Below are 21,396 nucleotides of genomic sequence, written 5' to 3' on the forward strand. Positions count from 1 at the left end.
GCCCCACGGGTTACACCCCCCGCGGGGCCTTCGTGTTTCACAGCTCAGGTGGGTGGGGGCATGGGCGGCTTCGTCCTGTCCAGTTCGCCGCGGAGCAGTCTCAGCAACACGAGCCCGTGGTGATCCGGGCAGGTGAACCATTGCCACTGCTCGATGTCGAGGACGTAGAGCACGGCCTGCCGACCGCACTCGACGCACTGCGCGCTGTCGTCCGCTTGCAGATCGACCAGGCCGGTCAGCAACTCGCGCGTGTAAGGCGCGGTGGGGCTGGTCACGGCTGGCTCGTCCTCGGCCGGCCCTTGGGCCGCTCCAGCTTGTTCTCGACGAAATCCACGATCTCGGCGCGGAACCACACCCGCCCGATGCCGAGCACCTGCGCCGGCTCCGGAAACTCCGGGTAGCGGGTGACCTTGTCGATGTACTGGCGGGTCACCGTCTTACCGCGCTTCTCCTCGACCAGTGCTTTGATCTCGTGGATGCCGGCCAGTTGGCCCGCGATCATCGTGCGGGTGAGTATCACGACTGCACCTTCCTGGTCTTGTTGTCGTGGTCTTCCTGGGGCCAGGCCGGCGCCCAGCGCGCCCGTGCCCGGTCGACGGTGGCGGCGATCATCGCGTCACCGACGAGGGGAGCCTGGAACCGCAGCGCCTCGGTGGTGTCCACCGCCCGGTAGAGCCCGTCACCGGCGCCGAGCAGCAGTTGCGCCCCGCCCGTGTCCAGCGCCACCCGCGAGTCCACCGCGGACGCGGTTTTGAACGCGATGCGGGACGGCACGTTGGCCTTGATCAGCCCCGTGACGACGTCCGCGGACGGCCGCTGCGTGGCGAGCACCAGGTGGATCCCGGCCGCCCGCGCCTTCTGCCCGAGCCGCACGATGGCGTCCTCGACCGCGCCCTTGGCCAGCATCACCAGGTCGGCGAGCTCGTCCACCACGCACACGATGTAGGGCATCATCACCGCGCCGGGCCCGAGCCGCCCGGATGCCGCCGCCGCGTTGTAGGCGTCAGCGGTGCGCACCCCGGCTTGCCGCATGCGGCGGTAACGGGAATCCATCAGGTCGGCGAGCCGGGCCAGCGCCGCCGCGGCCGCCGGGACCTCGGTCACCACCGAGTCCACGTGTGGCGCGTGCTCGTACGGCGCGAGCTCGACCATCTTCGGGTCGACCAGCACCAGCCGCACGACATCCGGCCGGGTCCGGGCGATCAGGGTGGTCAGCATCGCGTTGAGAAAGCTCGACTTGCCCGAGCCCGTAGCGCCGGCCACCAGCACGTGAGGGAAGCGCGCCAGGTTCTCGGCCATCGGCTGCCCGTCCACGCTCAGCCCGAGCGGCACGGTCAGCGGGTGCGCGGCTGCGGGGATCGGCACCTCGGACGGGCCGACGATCCGCCGCGGCGTGGTGGGCGCCTCGATCCCGATCAGCGACTTGCCCGGGATCGGCGCGAGCATCCGCACCGACTCCGTGGCCAGCGCCAGGCCGATGGTCTTGTGCAGCCGGAGGATCTTCTCCACGGTCACGCCCGGGGCCAGCTCGACCTCGTACCGTGTCACGGTCGGGCCGGCGGTCTCGCCGACGACGTGCGCCTTCGCGTTGTGCACCACGAACAGCTCGTTGAGTTTGGTGGCGGCCGCGGACACGGCAGGCCTCGCTTTCGGGTGGATGGTTGTAAACCACTTTAGGGGTGGATGTGGCCTGGCGGCCAGCACAGCGCCCAGGCCGAAGCCCGGGCACCACGCAAGCGGTCAGGCGACACGAGGGGCGATGCGGCGGGCGTTAGGGTCGGCCCAGCGCTGCGCGGCCCGCACTGCCTGCCGGACTTCCGGCCCGGCCTCGACTTTGATCAGCCACTGGTACGCGGCATCGAGCGCTTCGCACACCACCCCCGACAGCGGCGAGCCCATCTGTACGACGTTGGGCTCCGGGTAGGTGGCGGGGGTGAGCTCCCACGCATCGGCCTTGGTGTCCTCGCTCACGGCACCGTGTGCGATGGCCCACAGGGACTCTTCGGCCACCTGGGCGCCGTCCACCATCACGCGGACTGCCATGCCGACGTAGTCCCATTCGCAGCTCTCGAATCGCGCGATCTCGTCGGCGTCGTGGCAGTCGTAATCGGTGGGGCGAGTGTCCTCGTCGGGGTGCATGGCTGCGATGACGGAGACCCGTTCGGACTCGAACAAGGTGCGCGCTTCGATGACGTAGTGCATGCTGCCTCGCTTTCGGGTGGATTGGTTCAGGCCTGGCGGCCAACGCGGCACCCGGACCAGAGCCCGGGCACCACGCAAGCGGTCAGTCCCGCCTGGCGGTGACGGGCAACCACTGCCCGATGGTGTCCGGCAGGGTGAGCACGAACTCCCCGCCCGGATCCAGCGACCCCGTGAGGGTCAAGGCGTAGGCAGCCACGAACGCGCGCAACTCCTCCTCGGTGTCGAAGGCAGTCCAGGCCATCGCCGGATTGCCGGGCGACTTGACGATGAACCGGTGAACGCCCCACGCGCGCTCCACCCATTCGTCGACGGTCGCCGGCCGGACGTAGCCGCGTGCCTGCTGCCCGGGCGCCTTCGCGACCGTCTCGCCGTCGAGGTCCCGACGGAGCACCTGGCTCATGTAGACCAACTTGGACTTCCCGCGGTAGAGCTCGCCCCGTCCGAGGTACTGCAAATTGATCATCGATACCGAGTGGTCGTGAAGCGGGATCGGCAGGTGGTGACCGAAGACCTTCTCCCAGTCCTCGTAACAGCTGTCCTGCCTGAGGTAGGCGCCGCTGGCCGCGTAGCCCCCGCCCTGCTCCGGCCGCGCCACGACGTAGCCCGGGGTGGTCTCACGGAGAACGACCACGGGCGCGCCTTCGGGCACGGGGTGAAGCGGCGGGATGCCCTCGCCGACGATGTAGACGACGTGGATGTCGGGGCCGTCACTGTAGCCGCCGCGTCCAATGGTGGTGTTGTCACGGAGGATGCGGGCGCGAAGTCCTCGCCGTTCGTAGTGCATGCTGCCTCGCTTTCGGGTGGATTGGTGTAGGCCTGGCGGCCAACGCGGAGGCCGGACCGGGGCCCGGCCGCCACGCAAGCGGTCAGTCGTTCAGGTAGCGCACGGTCTCCCCGCCCGATCGGACCCTCTCGGCGAACTTGTCCGGGTCGGTGAAGAACAGCTGACCGCGGATGCCGTCCTCATTCATCCCCGGCCGGGAGTCGCCGATCCAGTAGGCGAAGAATTCTCGACGTCCCCAGTCGTCCGCCTTGTCGTCGCAGAACTTGATCACCGTTTCGTTCTCGGCGACTTCCGGCATGGCGCGTTGACTGGCCGCCTCCCGGACGAGTTGCTGAGCCTTGCGAACCCGCGCCGACGGCCGCGAAAACTCCGGGATGTGCCACTCACCGCCGATAGCGCGCCACGCGACGATCGTTCGCCCGTGTGGCCCCTCCGGAACGTAGACGTAATAGGTCGGGTCTCCCGGGCGGTCCCTGACGCCGTTCTCCATGTAGGCCTTGGTGCGCCGTGACTGAGCTGCGCGCAGTTCCGCGGCGGCCTCGGCCGGCATGTCGCCGGTTTCGGGGATCGCGGAGAGCACCCAGAGACTGTCACTGCCGATCCCGCCGGATTGGAACGGGAGACGGACCCGGATTCGCCGCACCGTGTCTTCGGCGACGGTGCTTTTCGTGCTGACTGTGGGCATGGAGCTGCCTCGCTTTCGGGTGGATTGCTCGCCGAGACTGGCGACCAACGCGGGAGCCGGACCGAGGCCCGGCCGCCACGCAAGCGGTCAGTGATTGGGCTTGAATACGGCCACGGTTCCGTCCGAGAGGTCGAACAGCTCGTACCCGCGCGCCTTGAACGCGGTCACGTACGCCTCCCAGTCAAACGACAGGTATTCGCACGCTTCGTACACCTTGAACGTCTCTTCGTTCTGTTCCCCGAACTCCCCCAGGGCCCACGACTTCGCGTCGTCCCATTCGCCCTGATAGCAGTCCGCGAACGTCCGTACTGCCGTGCCCACATCGGCGCAGTGCATCGCCCAATGGGCAAACGCTTCGCCCCACAGGAAGATCTCGCCACCGACAAGCACCACTTCGTCCAGCGGGGTGGATACGCCCACCTTGTACGGTCCGAAGTATTCGGCGCTGTGGATCGCGTACTCTTCCGCCGATTCGACTTCACCGGACAACAGCGAGGGCGATTCAGACAGCATCGCCTGTATCTTTTCCCTCACCTCCTCCACCTGGGTGGAGTCGTCGATGTCGATCCGTACACCGTGCAACCGGCCACGGTTGTGGTCAGCCACCGAAGCCACGTAGATACGGGGCATGAAACCTCGCTTTCGGGTGGAATTGGCGCCGAGACTGGCGACCAACGCGGGAGCCGGACCGAGGCCCGGCCGCCACGCAAGCGGTCAGTCACACGCTAGAGAACTTGTCCGTGGTTTCAGGGTCAAGGATTAACCGCTCGCCCTTGGACAGGATGTAGGCCGTACCCGAATTGCTCCAGATCATTACGTATACGCGGTGCCAGCGGGTGCCATAGCGAACCATCCCGCTGGTGGGGATCTTTCCCCCATAACCGCTCGCCGTTTGGCCGCTACGCGGGACGTCGGCAGTTCGGCGAACGTCCGCCACCAATGCCGGATCGGTGTATTTCAGAGTCACGGCCATCCTGAAACCTCGCTTTCGGGTGGAATTGGTGCCGACTGGCGACCAACGCGGAGGCCGGGGAGATGAGCCCGGACGCCACGCAAGCGGTCAGTTAGCGGCGGAGATGAAGGCCTCGGCGATGGCGCGGAACTCCGCGAACGTCTTCGGCGGCCGCGTGAGACCGAAGCGCCCCGGGTTGACTACGGGCGTAGTGGACCAGGTGCCGCGGACTTTGATCCCGAAGAGCAGGGACGACGTACCGCGGATGTTGACCATTTGGCAGTGGCTCTCGCTCTCGCCGGTCACCCATTCGACGCCGAATGACGCGGGGTTGCTGACGTTGGTGAGTTTGGGCAGGGTCACGGGCATGGTGCCTCGCTTTCGGGTGGAGTAGTTCGCCGAGACTGGCGACCAACGCGGTAGCCGGACCAAGGCCCGGCCGCCACGCAAGCGGTCAGTCTTTTTGTGCGTTGATCCTGCTCGCCCAGTGATCCATGAGCCACCGTTGGCGGGAGCAGCACAGCCGGTCGCCGCGCTGCTCGGTACCGGGGCGGACGGCGCCGAAACCGGTTCGGTACCAAACCACCTCGGTCGTTTCCGTGTCGACGATGACGAAATACGGGCCGTCAACGTCTGCGCGTTCTTCGACGACGTAGCGCGGTTGCGCGTCCGTGTCCGTAGTAGGCATGGTGGTGCCTCGCTTTCGGGTGGAGTGATCCGCCGAGACTGGCGGCCAACGCGGTGGCCGGACCGAGGCCCGGCCGCCACGCAAGCGGTCAGTTAGCGGTTTCTTCCCACTCCGCGTGTCGCCGGTGGAAGACGAGGTCCGCCCAACCGTCACACTGTGGGCACGGTGCGGTTGCTGCGCTTTCCCACTGTTCGCGGGTGATCTCAATCTCTGCCGAACACGCCCCGCATTCCACGGTGCCGGTTTCGGGTGGCTCGCTTTCGGTGGGCATAGAGCTGCCTCGCTTTCGGGTGGAGTAGTTCGCCGAGACTGGCGACCAACGCGGTAGCCGGACCGAGGCCCGGCCGCCACGCAAGCGGTCAGTCTTCGAAGTCAGCGCGTGCGGCGGAGATCTCCTCGGAGTTCAGGTAGGCCCATTCCTGGACTGCCGCAGAGAATGAGCTCTCTTCGGTATTCGCGCACATACCGGCCCGGTACACGTCCGCCGCGTGTTCCAAGAAACTGAGTAGGGTGCCCATTGCGGCGGAGTAGTCGACGTCCGCGCCCACGCCGGACCGGAGGTCAAAACCGGTTTCGAGTTCCGTCCCCTCGGAGTTTTCGACGACGTAGGCGTACACCACACGGCCGTCACTGTCGCGGTTCTCCGCGTTGACGTGTAGCGTGCCCACGCCATCGATACGCAACGCGGCCATGAGCCGTGACGAGATGAACAAGGGCGCCCGCACTTCGGACATGGTGGACATAGATGTCCCTCGCTTTCGGGTGGATTGCTCGCCGAGACTGGCGACCAACGCGGTAGCCGGACCGAGGCCCGGCCGCCACGCAAGCGGTCAGTCTTAAGCGGTTTGCGGGATTAGAGCGGCCGCGTGGAACCGGTCACCGCCCAACGTTTCGCCGCAGCCATCGCATGACGACCACGAGAACCATGGTTCGGTGCAGCCGCAGGGTTCCGAGCCGTCGCAGTCTTCGACGTGGCCGCCCGCGACAAGGTGAATAGCGTTCTCGCCCCAGATCTTCGCCTGCCCCTCAGCGCACTTTTCAGCGGCATCGGTCCCGTCGTCGAATTCACCGTTGGCGATGAGGTGAATGCACACTGTGCACACGGACAGTTCGGTGATGTCGAATTCGGACATAGTGGTCTCGCTTTCGGGTGGAGTAGCCCGCCGACTGGCGGCCAGCGCGGTAGCCGGACCCGGGCCCGGCCGTCGCGCAAGCGGTCAGTCATGCGTCATCATGCGTGTCTATGCGTGTTGCTGTCAACTACTTGCACGCATGATCCGGCTAGCTCGCGTAGTGGAACCCGCCAGGGGTGCCCTGCCGGCGCCTCACTCATTTTTCACCTATTGATCCCTTCGTTCGGACACGGAAAAGGCGCGACCAATAAATGCGCCGCGCCTCAACCGTGTCTAAGCGAAAAGGGTTGCCTGCCTAGGTGTGCTGTCACTACACCTAACGGCAACGTGCCCAGATTGGCGTATTACGGGTATGGGTACCCGCGCGCCGTTACGTTCCCTCTACCGACCCGGTCACAGTTTCCGGGGTATGCGTGGTCTACACGTTGTCCCACGTGTAGCACGGTTCTAGGTAGGTTGTCCCACACGCGGCATAGGACAGTGCTCCGCGTGTGTACCGGTATCTTCCGGCGACTCTATATGTCACGACTGCCGCACCCTATGCACGACTCCGGGGAGCTGGCCACGCGCGCTACCTCACGGTGTCTTACCCGTGCGTATCTCGCGACGTGCGTCCGTATCCGGCCCGCTGGCGTTCTCGGCTTACCGCTTGTGTCTCGCGTTCTCTGCGATGACATAACTGTAGGGGAAGTGGTTGACAGGAGAAACCCTTTTTGTCCGAATTTCCAAACTTTTTTTCGCGGCACTGTTTGCGCTGGTGGGACCGGGCGCGGCGCGGTCGGCGAGGCACGTAGGGCAGGGGTAGGGCACGCGGCGAGGTCGGTCGGCGAGGTCGGTCCACTGCGGCGAGGTCGGTCGGCGAGGTCGGTCCGCACGGTGTCTGTAGGGCAGGGGTAGGGCACGCCGCACGGTGTCTGTGGGCCTCGCCGCACGGTGTCTGTAGGGCGGGGGTAGGGAAGACCAGCGGCCGCGCCTACTGCGGTAGTGCAGTGCGGATATCGCCTCTCCATACCGCCCGGTATGTACGCCGCTAGCTATAGCAAGCACACTACTAGCAAGTAACCTTACATAATGATAGTTATCGGACACTGTCTACCCACTGTGAGCAGGGGAAACACAAGATCACTACTCAGCGTGCAAGTGCAAGCAAGGTAGGTAGGGCACGCTGGGTAAGCTGAGGGAAGGCTAGCCTCAGTGGGAGCCTGGCTGACTGACAGGCAGGGGGGGTGCTTTTTCACTGCCGGCCCGCCGCGGGAACGGACTAGCGGTCAGGGTTGTGCGCACCGTGCGCGGGCGCGCGGGAGGGCCGCCGACTCGTCGCCGGGGCCGCCGCCCGGGGGCCGGGTAGCCTGCACAGCGGCGTGGGCGGGGGCAGCCGCGTAACGTCCGGGAGGAGTGCACCGGGCTGATCGGGTGCGCATTGTCAGCCCTCTTCCCGGAGGCCCGCGCCGTCGGCCGGCATGTCCGGCATGTGCGAATGCCTGGGGCGTCGTGTCACACAACGGTCGGATCACTGATGGGGGAGAGGGGCCACCGGGGGCGAGGCCGTCGCCGGGGCCAGAGACGAAAGGGCCCGGCGGGGGTTCAACTTTACGTTTCCACCCGAAAGCCAGTCCCCGCCGGGCGGCACCATCGTAGCGCGCCTAACGCGCGCGGGCAGCGAGAGGAGGTTGGTGTACGGAGCTGACTGGTATGCGCCGTCTGCGTACGTGGCGCCCGAGCCGTTTCCGCGGGCGACTCCGGAGCAGCTCGAGGCGGCGCCCGAGGAGCGGCCGAGCGGTGCGGCGGGTGTGTCCTCCGGCATCGATCCGGAGACGGGGGAGTGGAATCCGGTGTGGAAGGGGCAGCTCGCCCCGTTCCGGCCGGGCAACACCGTGTCGCTGACGCACGGGGCGACGAGCCCGCGGCGGTTCGGTCCCCTGTCGGAGGAGCTGGAGCGGCGGGCGCGGCAGAGTCCGGATTGGCCGACGCACCTGAACTCCGCGATGTACGACCAGGCCGTGGGGGCGCTGTTCCGCACGGAGGCCAAGGTCATGCTGCTGATGCAGTACCTGAGCCGGTTCGAACCCGAGCAGGCGATGACCGATCTGGTCGAGACCGAGGAGACCGAGGAGAGCGAGGGCGACCAGACCTCGGGGCGCAAGCGGCGGATGTCGACCACGAAGCGGTTGAACAACGCGCTGGAGATGTTGCGTCGGGAGGAGACGCTGGCGATGAACCTGCGCTCCAAGCTCGGCCTGGACCCGCTGAGTTTCTCCCGGATCCAGGCCGACGTTGCCTCGGCGAAGCTGGACTTGACCAGGATCTGGGCGCAGGGCGCCGACGAGTCGAGCACCCGGGAGGTTGGTGGCTCCAGCCCTCAGTCGTGAGGACATCATCCGGGCCCGGGACGACTTCGGCCTGTTCTGCCGCCTGCTGGGCCAGCCGCGTACTCCGTGGCAGCTGGACACGATGGAGCTCACCGCCCGGCAGACGCTGATCGTCAGCCCGCGGCAGTGCGGGAAGTCGCAGACTCTGAGCCTCAAGGCGACGCACTTCGCGTTCCGGCAGCCCAAGCAGATGGTGCTGCTGGTCTCGGCCGGTGAGACTGCGGCGACGCGGCTGCTGCGCCTGGTGCGCGACATCTGTCAGGATCCGCTGCTGGCCGGGTCGGTGGTCGACGACACGATGACCCGCGTCGTGCTGGCCAACGGCAGCGAGATCCACAGCGTGCCCGCGTCGGAGCGCTCGATCCGGGGTAACAGCGTGGATCTGCTGATCGTGGATGAGTGCGCGTTCGTGCCGGAGGACATCCTCATGAGCGCCGCGCTGCCGACCACCGCCGCCCGGCCGAAGGCCAAGATCATCCTGGCGTCGAGCCCGTGGGGCGATGCGGGCCCGTTCTTCCAGCTGGCCATGCAAGGCCTGGACCACGCCAACCCGCACATCAAGACGTTCCGGTGGAAGCTGGCCGATGCGCACTGGATTGCGCCGGAGGTGGTGGAGGCCGCCCGGGCGGCCATGTCGCCGCTGCGGTTTCGCGCGGAGTACGAGGGCGAGTTCATCACCTCGGGCGACGCCTATTTCTCGCAGGAGGACCTGCTGGCGTGCGTGGCGGACTTCCCGCTGCGGCGCACGGGCGAGCGGATGCCGGCGGCGTGCGGGCTGGACTGGGGCCGCCGGCAGGACGCGCACGCGGTGGCGCTGGCCGGGCTGCTCGACGACTTCGGCGTCAACGGGATGCCGGTGGTGATCCTGCCGTGGGTGGAGACCTCGCGGCGGCGTTACGGCCAGCAGGTCGCCGAGGTGGAGTCGCTGTCAAAAAGCTGGTCGCTGTCGGTGCGCACGGAGACGAACGGCGTCGGTGCTTTCCCCTCGGAGGAGCTGGGCCGGCGGCTGGGCGGGCTGGTGCGGGTCAAGCACGCGAGCTCGACGCAGGTGTCCAAAGAGGACGCCTACGGCCGGGTGCAGATCCTGCTCGCCGAGCGGCAGCTGGTCCTGCCCAACCACATGGAACTGCTCAAGCAGCTCGGGGGCATCACCGCCTCACCGACCGCCTCGGGCGGTTTGAAGATCGGCGCCCGGGTGGAGAGCCTGCACGACGACCTGCCCGACGCGATGAGCCTGGCCGTGGCCGGTCTGCCGCGGGAGCTGGCGCGGCCGGTGCGCCGCGAGCCGCCCGACGATCTGGAGTGGGCGGAGACGACCGCCGGGATCCGGATCCCGCTGCCGGTGCGCACCATCACGGCCGAGCTGGACTGGGGCGAGGTCTACCAGGGTGGCGAGGGCCCTGACCTGCTCAGTGACGAGACGTACAACCCCTGGCTGGAGGTCTACAGGTGATCAGCGCGGACGCGCGGTCGATGCTGAGTTTCTTGGAGTGCACGACCGGGCACCACTTCGAACAGATGCCGCTGGCGCAGCGCGACCAGTGGATGGCGGCGATCCGCGATGCCTTCGGCGAGGAAGGTGTGGACATCAGCGACCCGGCGCAGGCTCAGGCCGCGTTCGCCGGGGCGATGGCGGTCGCGCAGACCCTCATCCCGCGCGGGCAGCTGGCGCTGGTGGCGGTGCAGGACGCCGTGGCGACGATGCGCACGCTCGCGGACCGGGCCGAGGCGATCGCGTGAAGGCGGCTGCCGGGTGGGGGCGCGATTCACCCTGTCCCGCGTGCGGTCGCGCCACGGCGGTCAACCCGCGTACCGGCCGGCGTTCCCGGCACAAGGTCCCCGCGGTGCCGCCGGTGCCGCCGGGCTTCCCGTCGATCCCGACCCGTAACGGCGCCTGGTGCGCGGGTTCGCGAGGGACGGCATGACGGAATCCCGGGGTCGCCGAGCCGGTCCGCCGCGCACGACCCAAAGGTTGTCCGAAGCCGACAGAAAGGCGCTCCTGGAGCGCAGCGAAGGCGGCGTCACCGAGTTCGAGCGGCGCCAGTGCGAGCACTGCGGTGGCGTCCACAGCAGGGCGTGTTACCGCGTCAAGCGGCGCGTGGAGCGCACAACACCGGACGGCGGCCGGACCGTCGAGGTCGAGTACTGGGACACCTGGCAGCAGCCATACGTGATCTGGCCGGAATCACTTGGGGTGCTGGCCGAAGAGGAGGTTGGTGGCGAGTAACGGCGGTTTGTCCGCGGTCGCACGGGGCATTGGGTCCTCGGCGGCCGCGCCTCGGGGCGGTTCGTACGGACAGCTGTCCCCGTTGGCGATGCAGTACCAGGAGTGGCAGTTCGGGCGTCCCTACGACACCGCGCTGCCGCGTGACCCGAGCAAGTTCCTCTCGGGGGCGTTCGGACCGCTCGAACCGATCGTGCCGGTCGGGATCGACGAGGCGGCCGCCGACGGGCGTCCCATGCCGCGGCGGCAGCAGTACAACGTCGGCTGGAACATGCCTTCCGGACCGCCCGGTTCCGAGGGCCTCAAGATCGCCACTTTCGCCACCCTGCGCTCCTTCGCCGACCTCTACAGCGTGGTGCGGGCGACGATTCAGCTGTGCATCGGCGACATCATCGGCACGGACTGGGACATCGTCCCGACCAAGTCCGCCGAGCTCGCGATGCACGGCGACGACGCCAAGCAGGAGGACTTCGCCAAGCGGCGCGAGGAGGCGCTGCGGTTCTGGGCCCGCCCGGATCCGAACTACCGCGACTTCCAGACGTGGTTCAAGGCGTTGCTGGAGGACCACTACGTGCTGGACGCGATGAGTGTCTACATGCACCCCACCCGCATGAAGGGGCACGGGCCGTTCGGGTCGAGCCTGGCGAGCCTGGACATCATCGACGGTTCGACGATCCGGCCGCTGCTCGACATCCGGGGCGGGTCGCCAGCGGCGCCGAACGCGGCGTACCAGCAGTACCTGTGGGGCGTGCCGCGGGTGGACCTGTCGCTGCCGATGCTCGGCGACGAGGAGGACGTCACCACGACGATGGTCGACGAGTTCCGCGGCGACCAGCTTCTCTACTTGCCGTTCACCACCCGCTCCTGGACCCCGTATGGGTTCAGCAACCTGGAGCGCGCCCTGATCCCGGTGGCGACCGGTCTGAGGCGGCAGATCTACGCGATGCAGTTCTACTCTGAGGGCTCCATCCCGGCCGTCTACGTCACGCCCGGGCCGGAGATCTCCACGCCGCAGCAGATCGCGCAGCTGCAGCGGGCGCTGAACAACATCGCCGGTGACCAGGCCTACAAGCACAAGATCATCGTGCTGCCGCCGGGGTCCAAGACGGATCCGCAGAAGGTGATCAACCTTGCCGACCAGTTCGATCAGGTCCTGGCCGCCGAGGTGACGATGGCGTTCGAGAAGACGCCGATGGACATCGGCATCACGCCCCGGATCTCGGCCGTGCAGTCTCCGTCGGAGACCAAGGAGTTCTCCCAGATCAACTCGGAGAACGCGCAGAAGCGCGGGGTGAAGCCGCGGCTGGAATACCTCAAGGCCGCGCTGTTCGACTACGTCATGCAGAAGGTCTGGGGCCAGACCGACATGGAATGGCACTGGACCGGCATGGAGACCCCGGAGGACCAGCAGGTCAAGGTCGACGTGTGGACGGCCCTGGTCAAGGCCGGGATCGCCTCGATCGACCAGGCCGCGCAGGAGTTCGGCCTGGACCCGTGGAAGCTGCCGCAGACCAGCGTGCCGATGGTGCAGACCGCCTCCGGGCCGGTGCCGCTGACCAGCAACGTGCCGGTCGGCTCGCCCGACGCCCAGGGCGTGGTCCAGGAGGCCTCGGCGCGCGGGGAGGACGCTCCCGACGACGCGGTGACCGGCCACGGCACGCACGCCGCCGCGCACGCGGCCGAGACGCGCTACCGCGGTAAGCCCACCCCGGCGCACGCCGCCGCCAGCGCGGTGACCGCGGGCAGTACGAGCGCCCCGCCGCCCGCGCCCCGCAAACCGGCCTCGGCAGCGACGTCGACCAAGGCGGCGCACGCCGAGCTGGACGCGCTGGTGCGGCACCTGCGCAAGGGCCGGGAGGTGAGCGACTGGGCCCCAAAAGCCCTGACGCCGGACGTGCTGGCCGCGGTCGCGGCTGAACCGGACCTGGAGAAGGCCCTGCACGCCGGCCGCGCCGTCATTCGGGCCGCTGCCTACATCGAACGCCGCACCGGCGCGCTGGCCGAGGCGATGCGCACGGTCGCCGCGAAGCTCGGCCAGATCGTCTACCGCTACCGCACGGGGGTGATCTCGCTGCCGGAGGCGATCGACCTCGCCGTGGCCACGATCCGGCAGGGCTACCGCGACGCGCTGCGCGCCGGTGGGGCTCACGCGGCACTGGACCACCCGGCCACGACGGCGCTCGACTTCGACGACGAGGCCGATGAGGACGCCGAGCAGCAGCGCGGCTACGTCACGAACCTGCTGATGGATGTGCACAGCGAGACCGCGAGCACCGCGGAGCTGGGCAGACGGCTGGAGCTCTACGGCGACACGCTGACCCGCGCCTACAGCCGCGGCTACGGGGCGGCCGTCGTGCAGTCGCACCCGCAGGTCGAGATCGTCTGGCACCTCGGCGACACCGAGCACTGCGCGCTGTGCCGGGCCCGCGACGGCAAGGTCTACACCCCCGAGACGCTGCCGGGCTTCCCGGGCGAGGGCGGTTTCGGGGGCCCGATCTGCGAGGGTGGTCCCCGCTGCGGCTGCTGGCTGGAGTACCGGGAGGCCACCCGCCGCGAGGTCGTGACCAACCCGCAGCGCGAGCACTCGCTGGTCCACCACACCGAGCAGAACCGGCGGATGCGGCAGATGCGCGCCCAGGCCGACCAGGCGCGCGAGCAGTGGCTGGCCGCGCTCCCGCCGGCGGCGCAGATGCGGGCACGAAGCAGGGAGGCGCTCAAGCGGGAGCTGGCGCGGCTGGCCAACGAGCGGATCCGGCAGTCGGGCGGCTACCAGGGCGTCACGGTGTCCCCGAACGACATCCCCGCCAAGGTCATTGCCGACATCCTCGGTCCGGGCACGCAGCGGCGGATCGAGGATGTACGCCCGGCTGAGATCCAGGCCGCCGCCGAGCGGTTGTTCAAGCTCGCCCGCAGCGCCCAGGCCGACGTTGTCCACGACTACCTGGCCGAGGTCTACCCCGCCGACACCCTGCAGTGGGTGAAGCAGGCCGAGTGGCGCAAAGCCGAGGTCCCGCTGGCCGACATCGACATGGACCGCCGCCCGGGCGGCCGGGACCCGAAGAAGGTGCGCGGCATCGCGCAGGCGATCAAGGACGGCAAGCCCATGGATCCGGTGGTGCTGGTCGATACCGGTGACGAGCACGGCCTGCAGGTCGCCGACGGCTACCACCGCACGTTGGCGTTCCGGCACGCCGGGCGCAAGACCATCACCGCCTACGTCGCCTCCGGGGTCGGCGAACACGGCCCGTGGGAGCGGGAGATGCACGACCGCAAGCTCAACAAGAGTGAGAAGACCCCGATGTACTCGGTGACCCACAACCCGCTCGGCGTCCATGGGCTCTGGCACCACGCGGGCCTGCAGCTGCCCGCCTACATCCAGAACGTTGCCCACGGCCTGATGGAAAGCGGCCACGAACGGCAGGAGGCCATCCAGATGGCCATCGGGGTGGTCCGCAACTGGGCCGAGGGCAAAGGTCACGTCCACCCGGAGGTCCGGGCCGCCTCGGCGAAGGCCATCGCCGAGTGGGAGCGGCTCAAGGCCACGCACAACAAGAGCAAGAGGTGAAGCATGTCCAACTACACCGACAAGCCGGATCTCTGGTCGGAAGTGCAGATGACAGCGAGCACGACGGCCGCCGCGATCGTCGCGGTCCTCGGTACCGGCGCGACGGTGGTCTCCTACGACACCACTGACCCGACCACCTGGCACCTGGTCGCCTACTACGGCTACAACAACCAGACCTACAGCGGGGCCTACAACACCTACCTGCAGGCCGTGCGCTCACCGAGCGGGGAGCAGCGCCCGTTCTCCGCGGTGGTGTCGGCCACGTCGCTCGCCAACGACACCGACAAGCAGGTCTCCCCGTGAGCGATCCTGTGGTGCGGATCGTGCCCAATCGGAGGGAGCGGCGGGCCCGTGAGGCGAAGCCCCCGCGTGGCGCGAAGTGCCCGGTGTGCGGCTACCGGGTCAAGCCCAGCAACAACGCCACGAGCTACCGGGGCGTGCCGCACCATCAGTCCTGTCTGGACACTCTGCTCCTGCGGGCGGCCGAGCGCCGCGGTCTGGCGGAACCGGCGTGAGGATCATCGTCCCTTGCATCACCACGATGCTGCACCCGCAGACCGCGGCCTGGGCCACTGCCAACGGCGCCGAGCTGTGGCCGCTGCTCCCAGGGCGCGACTACGCCTATTTCGAGCTGCTGCGCGAGATCTGGGAGCGCGACCCTGGCGACACGATGATCGTTGAGCACGACATGGTGCCCGCGCCCGGTATGACGCAGGAGATGGCCGACTGCCCCTATCTGTGGTGCTCTTCGCCCTACACCGTCGGCACCGGTGTGGAGATCACCGACGGCCTCGGCTGCGTGAAGTTCGCCGGTCTGCTCAAGCAGGCGTCCCCCGACCTCATGCGGAGGGTGGGCGAGATCGACGACGACGGGCTACCCGCCAGGGACTGGCGTCGACTGGACACCCGCATCTCCCGCATGCTGCGGCATCTCGGCTACCGCCCGCACCTGCACGCCTCAGCGACCCACCTGCACGACTACCGGGAGCGCCCGTGACCGAACCCGCCGCGATGTTCACGGCCATGGCGAGCCGGCCGACGATCATCACCGACATCGACAACGTGCTGGCGTTCTTCGTCGAGGCCGCCGTCACCGCGCTCAACGTCCACTTCGGAACATCGCTGACTGCGGGCGAAGTGCACGTGTGGCCGATGGGGAAGATGCTGATGCCCGCGCTGAGCGTCTGGCTCGAGGAGCAGCTACGCCGTGGCGTCTTCTACAGCAACCTCGCGCCGGACTTCACCGCCATCTCCGCGATCAACACCCTGCACGGTCAGGGCTACCGCGTCCTGGCCACATCGGACCGCCCCCAGGCCGTGGCCGAACCAACTCGACGCTGGCTCGAACAGTGGGGCGTCGAGGTCGACGAAGTGCTCCTCTACGGCCCCGGCAGCAAGCAGCGGGTGATCCGGGATGAGGGCTTCGACGCCCGCAACCCGGCCATCCTCATCGACGACGACCCCGCCAAGGCGCTGCTGGCCCGGCCCGGCGTCGCGGTGTGGTCCCCGCTGCGCCCCTGGTCACTGCCTGGTGACGTCCCGATCCACGACTACTGGATCTTCCCCAGCTGGGACGCCGCGCTCGATCGACTCAGTACCATGGAAACCAGCCACGTACAGGAGGTTTGTGGCACGAATTTTCACTGACCCATCCGAGGACTTCACCCGGGTCTCTCTGCCGATCACGAAGTTCGAACGCCAGGACGACGGGTCGGTGCTGGTGTGGGGAAAGGCCACCGATGGCGGCCTGGACCGTGACCTGCAGATCATCGACCCCGCTTTCGCGCGCAAGAGCCTGCAGGCGTGGTTTCAGACCGGCGCGAACATCCGCGTGATGCACTCGCCGTCGCTCTACCCGGCCGGTGTGGGCGTGGAGCTCGTCTCCCAGGAGGACGGCGAGTGGCTCAAGGCCCGCATCGTGGAGCCCACCGCGGTCAAGCTGGTCGAGGCCGGTGTGCTGCAGGCCTACTCGGTCGGCATCGCGCGCCCCCGCATCATCCGCGACCAGGTCGCCAAAGGCGGCAGGGTGGTCGACGGCGAAACGGTCGAGGTGTCGCTTGTGGACCGCCCGGCCAACCCCTCGTGCGGGCTGGTGATCGCCAAGATGGCCGGCGGCGAGACCCCGACCGTGGAGTACCTCAGTGAGCTGCTCGGCGAGCCGGACCTGCAGAAGCAGGACAACAGCGAAGAGATCGATACCACCCGGAAGGGGTCGTCGTTTGTGGAGCAGCTGCCCGAGGACGTGAAGAAGTCCGCACCCGAAGCCGAGCTGACCGGCCAGGAGCAGGCCGACGTGGAGAAGGCGGACGGCGCGACACCGCCGGTGGGGGAGAAGGTCACCAAGGCCGACGCGCCCGACGCCGACGAGCCCGACGGTGACGAGCCGGAGGACAAGAAGACCGTCGAGAAGGGCGTGCACACCGCGGACCTCGAAGTCGAGGCAGGCCTGGAGCACCTCAAGGACGCCCTGCGGCAGGTCGTGGCAGACCAGATGACCGACCCCGACCGGCTCACCCACGACGCCGACCGGCAGGTGGATGCCGCGCTCGCGCGCACTGGCGAGGACATCGACGCCGCGATCGCCGCGCAGGCCGCTGACGAACGCACCGACAAGGCCGCCGCGCCCGACCTGGCCAAGGCCGACCAGCTCGACCTCACCGGCTCCCTCGAGTCGCCGACGCTGACCCCGGCCGACGGCGTGCCCTATGGCCTGCGCCGCCTGCACGACGCCACCTGCGCCGCCTACTCCTGGCCCGTGGTGAAGGAGGCGCACCCGGCGCTGGCGAAGATGAGCCTGGGCGAGCTGCTCGGCGGCGCGTCGCAGCTGATCAACGCCAACCTCGCCCGCGCCCTGGCCACCGACGGCGGCACCGGACAGGCCGCCGACGAGGTCGCCGCGCTCGCCAAGGCCTACCAGGCGGCGATCGCCCTGGGCACCCCGGACGAACAGCTGATGGCCCAGGCCCGGGTGGAGCTCGCCAAGGCGTTCCGTGCCGCCAACCCGGACGCGCCCGCGATGACCCCGCTGCAGACCGGTGCGGGCGGCCACCAGCCCACGCCGGGCCAGTGGGTGCGGCCGTATCTGTCGGCTGGTCACGCCCCCTTGTCGGCCTCGGCCGGGCAGCACCCGCGGCTGCCGTCGGCGAAGCCGGTCGACGCCGCGCAGTTCGGCCGGGGTCCGCTCACCGACGGCCACCAGTCGCCCAGCCCGCAGAACAGGGGACCCAACCCGAGCGGCGCGCACGCCACGGCCGCGCCGAGCCGGGCGCCGGGGGAGAAGGGGGTCGACGCCGAGCTGACCAAGAACGACCCGCTCACCATCGCCGGGTCGATGGCGGCTGTGCACGACCACCTCGCCGACCTCTACCCGCACGTGTGTCCGATGGACCACCGCTACGCCACGCGGCAGAGCGACATCAACACCCAGCCGCTGGCACAGACCACCGTGCTGGACACCAACCCCGCAGGAGGACCCATGGCCGCGGCCGCTCCGGCGGTGACCAAGGCCGCCACGGTGGCCACCGGCGACGAGCTGCTCAAGGCCGCGAGCCCGGAACTGCTCAAGGCCGCGATCACCGAGCTCGTGCAGGAACAGGTCGCCTCGCAGCTTGCCCTGCAGGCCGAGAAGCACGAAACTGAACTGGCGAAGATGCGCCGCCAGCTCGATGAGTTGGCCGCTCAGCCCGACCCGCGCCAGGCCGCCTACCGCGGAATGGCCGGGATCGAGCAGATCTTGCCGGCGCTGACCAAGCGCGCAGAGGAGCCCCCGGCGGGGGCCAATGCCGAACAGGTCAGCCGGATCGCCGCCTGGCTGGACTCGCCGGACCCGGCGCAGCGTGAGGCTGCCCGCGCGTCCCTGCTGGCCAAGCTCCGCTGACACGAAATTCCTGATCAACCCCGCCTACGGGAGGTTTTTGGCAACCGTCATCGCGCCGGGTATCGACGCCGGCACCACCGACATCAAGCAGGCTGCCGAGCGTGACGCCGCCGGCTACACCTCGGTCAAGAAGGCCCTCGACAGCGCGTTCCGCAAGCCCGATCTGGTCAAGGGCGCCGGGTACGTCACCGGGCAGAAGCCGCTGGAGGACTACACCGAGATCATCGACCGTCTCGGCTCCGCCCAGGACTCCATGGCCCGGGCCACCTACGAGGGCTTCCACAACGGCCCCGAGGTCAAGAAGTCCATCGCGCCCGAGTTCCAGAACATGCTGCAGGCCGCGTTCACCGGTGGCCCGAACGGCGCGGCGCCGTGGATGAGCCAGGTCACCGAGGCGATCCAGTCGCTGGGTGCCGACCTGGGCAAGAACTTCACGCTCACCAGCCCGCTGTCGACCGGTTTCGTGCCGTTCAACCTGCTCGCCCCGAGCCGGCTGATCTACCCGTTCTACAGCCCGATGCGCAACAAGCTGCAGCGCACCCAGGGGCAGGGCACGGCGCTGCGCACCAAGCTGGTCGTGGGCATCCAGGGCTCCAAGACCGGCGGCGCCACCGGCAACCCGAAGAACATGTTCATCTCGGAGCTGTCGGGCGCCTCGATCGCCTCGCCCGGCGGCACCTGGCCCAACCAGCTGCCCCCGTCGGGCGCGCAGAACGCCGCCGACCTGACCCTGAACTACTCGTTCCAGGGCATCAGCGAGGCGCTCACCTGGCCCGCCCAGTTCGCCAGCCAGGGCTTCGAGGACCTCTCGGGTCTGGCCAACCTGATCCTGCTGCAGGAGGCGATGCTCGCCGAGGAGTACCAGATCCTGGGCTCCACGGCGACAGCGATCGGCGCCCCCTCGGCCGCTCCGACCCTGACCGCGCGCACCGCGGGCTCGGGTGAAACCGCCCTCTCGGGCGTGACCACCAACGTCTACGTGCGCATCACGGCCACCAACTTCACCGGTGAGACCGTCTCCAGCGCGGTGGCGAACACCGCCGTGTCGGCCGGTCAGGTCGTGGACGTGCACATCAAGGGCCAGCCGCTGGCCGCGCTGGCGTTCAACATCTACGTCGGCACCGGCACCACGGACCCGGGTGTTTCCGGCTCGCACCTGATGGCCTCGGGCGTCGGTGGCGTGTCCTACACCCTGATGGGTGCGCTGCCCACGGCCACGGCGACCCCGCCCACCGCCGACACCGGCACCGCCTCGGCCAACGGCTACGAGGGCATGTTCTCGGTGACCTCCGGCTGGGCCGCGCAGAACAGCGTCTACCCGTCGGGCTTCCTCGGCGGCTACGTGAACAAGTCCGTTGGCGACACCCTCAACCTCAACGTGCTGCAGAACGCGCTCGTGGGCCTGTGGGACGGCGGCACCACCAACACCGGCTACGCGGGCTCCTCCTGGACCTCCGCCGGTGGCTTCCGGGTCAACCCGGCCGAGCTGATCGCCGAGGGCTCCGACGTCGGCAACCTCTCCGACTCGATCGTCCTCAACGGCTCGGGCAACAACTACCTGCTCACCGTGGACCAGAACCAGGTCTCCGGCGTCACCGGCGGCGTGGCCGTCTCGCAGGTGGTCAACCCGGTCACCCGCGACATCGTCAAAGTCCTGGTCCACCCGTGGCTTCCGCAGGGCAACGCGCTGCTCAACAGCTACAGCCTGTCCCAGCCGTGGTCCAACGTGGCCAACGTGTGGGAGGTCAACAACGTCCAGGACTACCTGTCGATCTCCTGGCCGGTGATCGACATGTCGTTCCGCTACTCGATCGCGCTCTACGGCACGCTCGTCTGTTTCGCGCCGCAGTACAACGCGGTGCTGGGCGGCCTGCAGCGCAACGACGGCAACGGCACCTCGACGCCCTGGAGCTGACCGACTCGGGACGCGCGCCGCTGGAGGGGCCGGCGCGCGTCCCGTCCCTTTTGGACACACCACTGGAGATGCCCACATGGCAACGCAATTCACGCTCCCCCCGGGGTGCGGCGGTCTGACGATGAAGGGCGACGGTGCCAAGTACACGCCGGACACCACTGGTCACATCACCGTCGACAACCCCGTGCACGAAGCCCAGATCCGGGACAACGCCGCGCGCTACGTCCACACCCGCCTGACGGGTTTCACGAACCTGCCCGGCCGCCGCTGCGAATGCGGCTTCGCCGCCCACGCCTTCTCATCCACCTGCTCCCGCTGCGGAGCCCCTCTCAAGGAGAACTGAGATGCCCCTTCGCGCAGCCAGCTCGATCATGGCCTTCACCGGGCCCGACGGCTGTTCCCACGTCCGTGAGGTGACCTCGGCACCGGCGGCGGCCGAGCCGGAACCCAAGGACGTTCGGGAGTGGGCCGGTGCCGCAGGCATGGAGGTTCCGGCTCGCGGCAAGATCCCCGCCGAGGTCGTCGAGGCCTACAAGCAGGCCCACCCCGCCGAGGATGGTGAGGTCACCTACGGCGCGTTCGTCATCGCGTGCGAGCGCTGCGAGGCGTCGCTGGCCGGTGTGCCCGGCTGGGGCCCGGCCGACAAGCCCGCCCCGCTGACCGGCGACGAGCAAGCCGACCTGGAGGCCAAGCAGAAGTCGGCGAACATGAACCTGCTCGAGGGCCTGGCGTCGCTGCCCGCGATCGCGGAGATCCTGCAGAACCTCGTGCAGGCCTCCCAGAAGCAGAGCTGACGCTTGGGCATCGGCAACCTCGGCTGCCCACTGTGCGGGGGCCAGCGAGCACGCAAGACACGCCCCATCGGCATCGCCGACTGCGCCGAGTGCAACAGCCGGGTCTGCCAGAAACACGTCGTGTGGGACGGCGACCGGTGGATCTGCAAGCGGTGCCAGCGGGCCAAGCAGAAGACCAAGACCGTGAAGGGACGGTGATGTTGCGGCC

At 68.6% G+C, this 21,396-nt stretch carries 26 protein-coding genes; 14 read left to right on the forward strand and 12 right to left on the reverse strand.

Going from position 1 to position 21,396, the window contains the following annotated elements; translation table 11 throughout:
- Positions 1-44: 44 nt before the first annotated feature.
- The 12 genes from ORV05_RS04835 to ORV05_RS04890 form a co-directional block, all read right to left on the reverse strand.
- The gene (locus tag ORV05_RS04835; RefSeq protein ID WP_268757243.1) at positions 45-275 is read right to left on the reverse strand and encodes a hypothetical protein; all 231 of its coding nucleotides are present in this window, start codon (positions 273-275) and stop codon (positions 45-47) included.
- Positions 272-520 carry a hypothetical protein gene (locus ORV05_RS04840; RefSeq protein ID WP_268757244.1) on the reverse strand — a complete coding sequence of 83 codons (249 nt, stop codon included), beginning with the start codon at positions 518-520 and terminating at the stop codon, positions 272-274. Before ORV05_RS04840 ends, ORV05_RS04835 begins: the two co-directional genes overlap by 4 nt.
- A complete protein-coding gene (locus ORV05_RS04845) occupies positions 517-1,635 on the reverse strand; it encodes a DNA translocase FtsK (protein WP_268757245.1) in 1,119 nt (372 codons plus the stop codon). The genes ORV05_RS04840 and ORV05_RS04845 overlap by 4 nt, the downstream gene beginning before the upstream one ends.
- A gap of 105 nt (positions 1,636-1,740) precedes the next feature.
- Entirely contained in the window at positions 1,741-2,202 is a 462-nt protein-coding gene (locus ORV05_RS04850) for a hypothetical protein (RefSeq protein ID WP_268757246.1), read from the reverse strand.
- A gap of 82 nt (positions 2,203-2,284) precedes the next feature.
- Positions 2,285-2,986 (reverse strand): hypothetical protein, encoded by a 702-nt coding sequence (locus ORV05_RS04855; RefSeq protein WP_268757247.1) that lies wholly within the window; start codon positions 2,984-2,986, stop codon positions 2,285-2,287.
- A gap of 82 nt (positions 2,987-3,068) precedes the next feature.
- On the reverse strand, positions 3,069-3,566 hold the full coding sequence (locus ORV05_RS04860; RefSeq protein WP_268757249.1) for a hypothetical protein: 498 nt from the start codon (positions 3,564-3,566) through the stop codon (positions 3,069-3,071).
- Positions 3,567-3,758: 192 nt separating this feature from the next.
- Positions 3,759-4,301, reverse strand: coding sequence for an antirestriction protein ArdA (locus ORV05_RS04865; protein ID WP_268757250.1), 543 nt, complete (start codon positions 4,299-4,301; stop codon positions 3,759-3,761).
- Positions 4,302-4,389: 88 nt separating this feature from the next.
- Entirely contained in the window at positions 4,390-4,644 is a 255-nt protein-coding gene (locus tag ORV05_RS04870) for a hypothetical protein (protein ID WP_268757251.1), read from the reverse strand.
- Positions 4,645-4,731: 87 nt separating this feature from the next.
- A complete protein-coding gene (locus ORV05_RS04875) occupies positions 4,732-4,992 on the reverse strand; it encodes a hypothetical protein (protein ID WP_268757252.1) in 261 nt (86 codons plus the stop codon).
- An 85-nt stretch (positions 4,993-5,077) separates the two neighbouring features.
- Positions 5,078-5,311, reverse strand: coding sequence for a hypothetical protein (locus ORV05_RS04880; RefSeq protein WP_268757253.1), 234 nt, complete (start codon positions 5,309-5,311; stop codon positions 5,078-5,080).
- Between the two features lie 359 nt (positions 5,312-5,670).
- Positions 5,671-6,054 carry a hypothetical protein gene (locus ORV05_RS04885; RefSeq protein WP_268757254.1) on the reverse strand — a complete coding sequence of 128 codons (384 nt, stop codon included), beginning with the start codon at positions 6,052-6,054 and terminating at the stop codon, positions 5,671-5,673.
- Between the two features lie 93 nt (positions 6,055-6,147).
- The gene (locus ORV05_RS04890) at positions 6,148-6,444 is read right to left on the reverse strand and encodes a hypothetical protein (RefSeq protein ID WP_268757255.1); all 297 of its coding nucleotides are present in this window, start codon (positions 6,442-6,444) and stop codon (positions 6,148-6,150) included.
- Positions 6,445-8,117: 1,673 nt separating this feature from the next.
- Between ORV05_RS04890 and ORV05_RS04895 the strand changes: the two genes are divergently transcribed.
- The 14 genes from ORV05_RS04895 to ORV05_RS04960 all read left to right on the forward strand — a co-directional run bounded on the left by ORV05_RS04895 (position 8,118) and on the right by ORV05_RS04960 (position 21,386).
- Entirely contained in the window at positions 8,118-8,813 is a 696-nt protein-coding gene (locus tag ORV05_RS04895; protein WP_268757256.1) for a hypothetical protein, read from the forward strand.
- Positions 8,791-10,266 carry a terminase large subunit domain-containing protein gene (locus ORV05_RS04900; RefSeq protein ID WP_268757257.1) on the forward strand — a complete coding sequence of 492 codons (1,476 nt, stop codon included), beginning with the start codon at positions 8,791-8,793 and terminating at the stop codon, positions 10,264-10,266. Before ORV05_RS04895 ends, ORV05_RS04900 begins: the two co-directional genes overlap by 23 nt.
- Entirely contained in the window at positions 10,263-10,553 is a 291-nt protein-coding gene (locus ORV05_RS04905; protein ID WP_268757258.1) for a hypothetical protein, read from the forward strand. Before ORV05_RS04900 ends, ORV05_RS04905 begins: the two co-directional genes overlap by 4 nt.
- A gap of 232 nt (positions 10,554-10,785) precedes the next feature.
- Positions 10,786-11,040 (forward strand): hypothetical protein, encoded by a 255-nt coding sequence (locus ORV05_RS04910; protein ID WP_268757259.1) that lies wholly within the window; start codon positions 10,786-10,788, stop codon positions 11,038-11,040.
- Positions 11,030-14,602: a ParB N-terminal domain-containing protein gene (locus ORV05_RS04915; RefSeq protein ID WP_268757260.1), complete on the forward strand. Its 3,573-nt coding sequence runs from the start codon at positions 11,030-11,032 to the stop codon at positions 14,600-14,602. The genes ORV05_RS04910 and ORV05_RS04915 overlap by 11 nt, the downstream gene beginning before the upstream one ends.
- 3 nt (positions 14,603-14,605) lie before the next feature.
- Positions 14,606-14,905, forward strand: a complete 300-nt coding sequence (locus tag ORV05_RS04920) for a hypothetical protein (protein ID WP_268757261.1) — start codon at positions 14,606-14,608, stop codon at positions 14,903-14,905.
- Positions 14,902-15,117, forward strand: coding sequence for a hypothetical protein (locus ORV05_RS04925; RefSeq protein WP_268757262.1), 216 nt, complete (start codon positions 14,902-14,904; stop codon positions 15,115-15,117). The genes ORV05_RS04920 and ORV05_RS04925 overlap by 4 nt, the downstream gene beginning before the upstream one ends.
- The gene (locus tag ORV05_RS04930) at positions 15,114-15,599 is read left to right on the forward strand and encodes a hypothetical protein (RefSeq protein WP_268757263.1); all 486 of its coding nucleotides are present in this window, start codon (positions 15,114-15,116) and stop codon (positions 15,597-15,599) included. The genes ORV05_RS04925 and ORV05_RS04930 overlap by 4 nt, the downstream gene beginning before the upstream one ends.
- Positions 15,596-16,249 (forward strand): HAD family hydrolase, encoded by a 654-nt coding sequence (locus ORV05_RS04935; RefSeq protein WP_268757264.1) that lies wholly within the window; start codon positions 15,596-15,598, stop codon positions 16,247-16,249. The genes ORV05_RS04930 and ORV05_RS04935 overlap by 4 nt, the downstream gene beginning before the upstream one ends.
- On the forward strand, positions 16,230-18,479 hold the full coding sequence (locus ORV05_RS04940; protein ID WP_268757265.1) for a hypothetical protein: 2,250 nt from the start codon (positions 16,230-16,232) through the stop codon (positions 18,477-18,479). Before ORV05_RS04935 ends, ORV05_RS04940 begins: the two co-directional genes overlap by 20 nt.
- A 37-nt stretch (positions 18,480-18,516) precedes the next feature.
- Complete coding sequence (locus tag ORV05_RS04945; protein WP_268757266.1) at positions 18,517-20,394, forward strand: hypothetical protein; 1,878 nt, start codon at positions 18,517-18,519, stop codon at positions 20,392-20,394.
- Between the two features lie 76 nt (positions 20,395-20,470).
- The gene (locus ORV05_RS04950) at positions 20,471-20,737 is read left to right on the forward strand and encodes a hypothetical protein (protein ID WP_268757267.1); all 267 of its coding nucleotides are present in this window, start codon (positions 20,471-20,473) and stop codon (positions 20,735-20,737) included.
- A gap of 1 nt (position 20,738) precedes the next feature.
- Positions 20,739-21,188 (forward strand): Lsr2 family DNA-binding protein, encoded by a 450-nt coding sequence (locus ORV05_RS04955; RefSeq protein WP_268757268.1) that lies wholly within the window; start codon positions 20,739-20,741, stop codon positions 21,186-21,188.
- Between the two features lie 3 nt (positions 21,189-21,191).
- On the forward strand, positions 21,192-21,386 hold the full coding sequence (locus ORV05_RS04960) for a hypothetical protein (protein WP_268757269.1): 195 nt from the start codon (positions 21,192-21,194) through the stop codon (positions 21,384-21,386).
- Positions 21,387-21,396: the final 10 nt, after the last annotated feature.

Origin of the sequence: Amycolatopsis cynarae, assembly GCF_026802195.1 — a bacterium.
Classification (GTDB): domain Bacteria; phylum Actinomycetota; class Actinomycetes; order Mycobacteriales; family Pseudonocardiaceae; genus Amycolatopsis_E; species Amycolatopsis_E rhizosphaerae.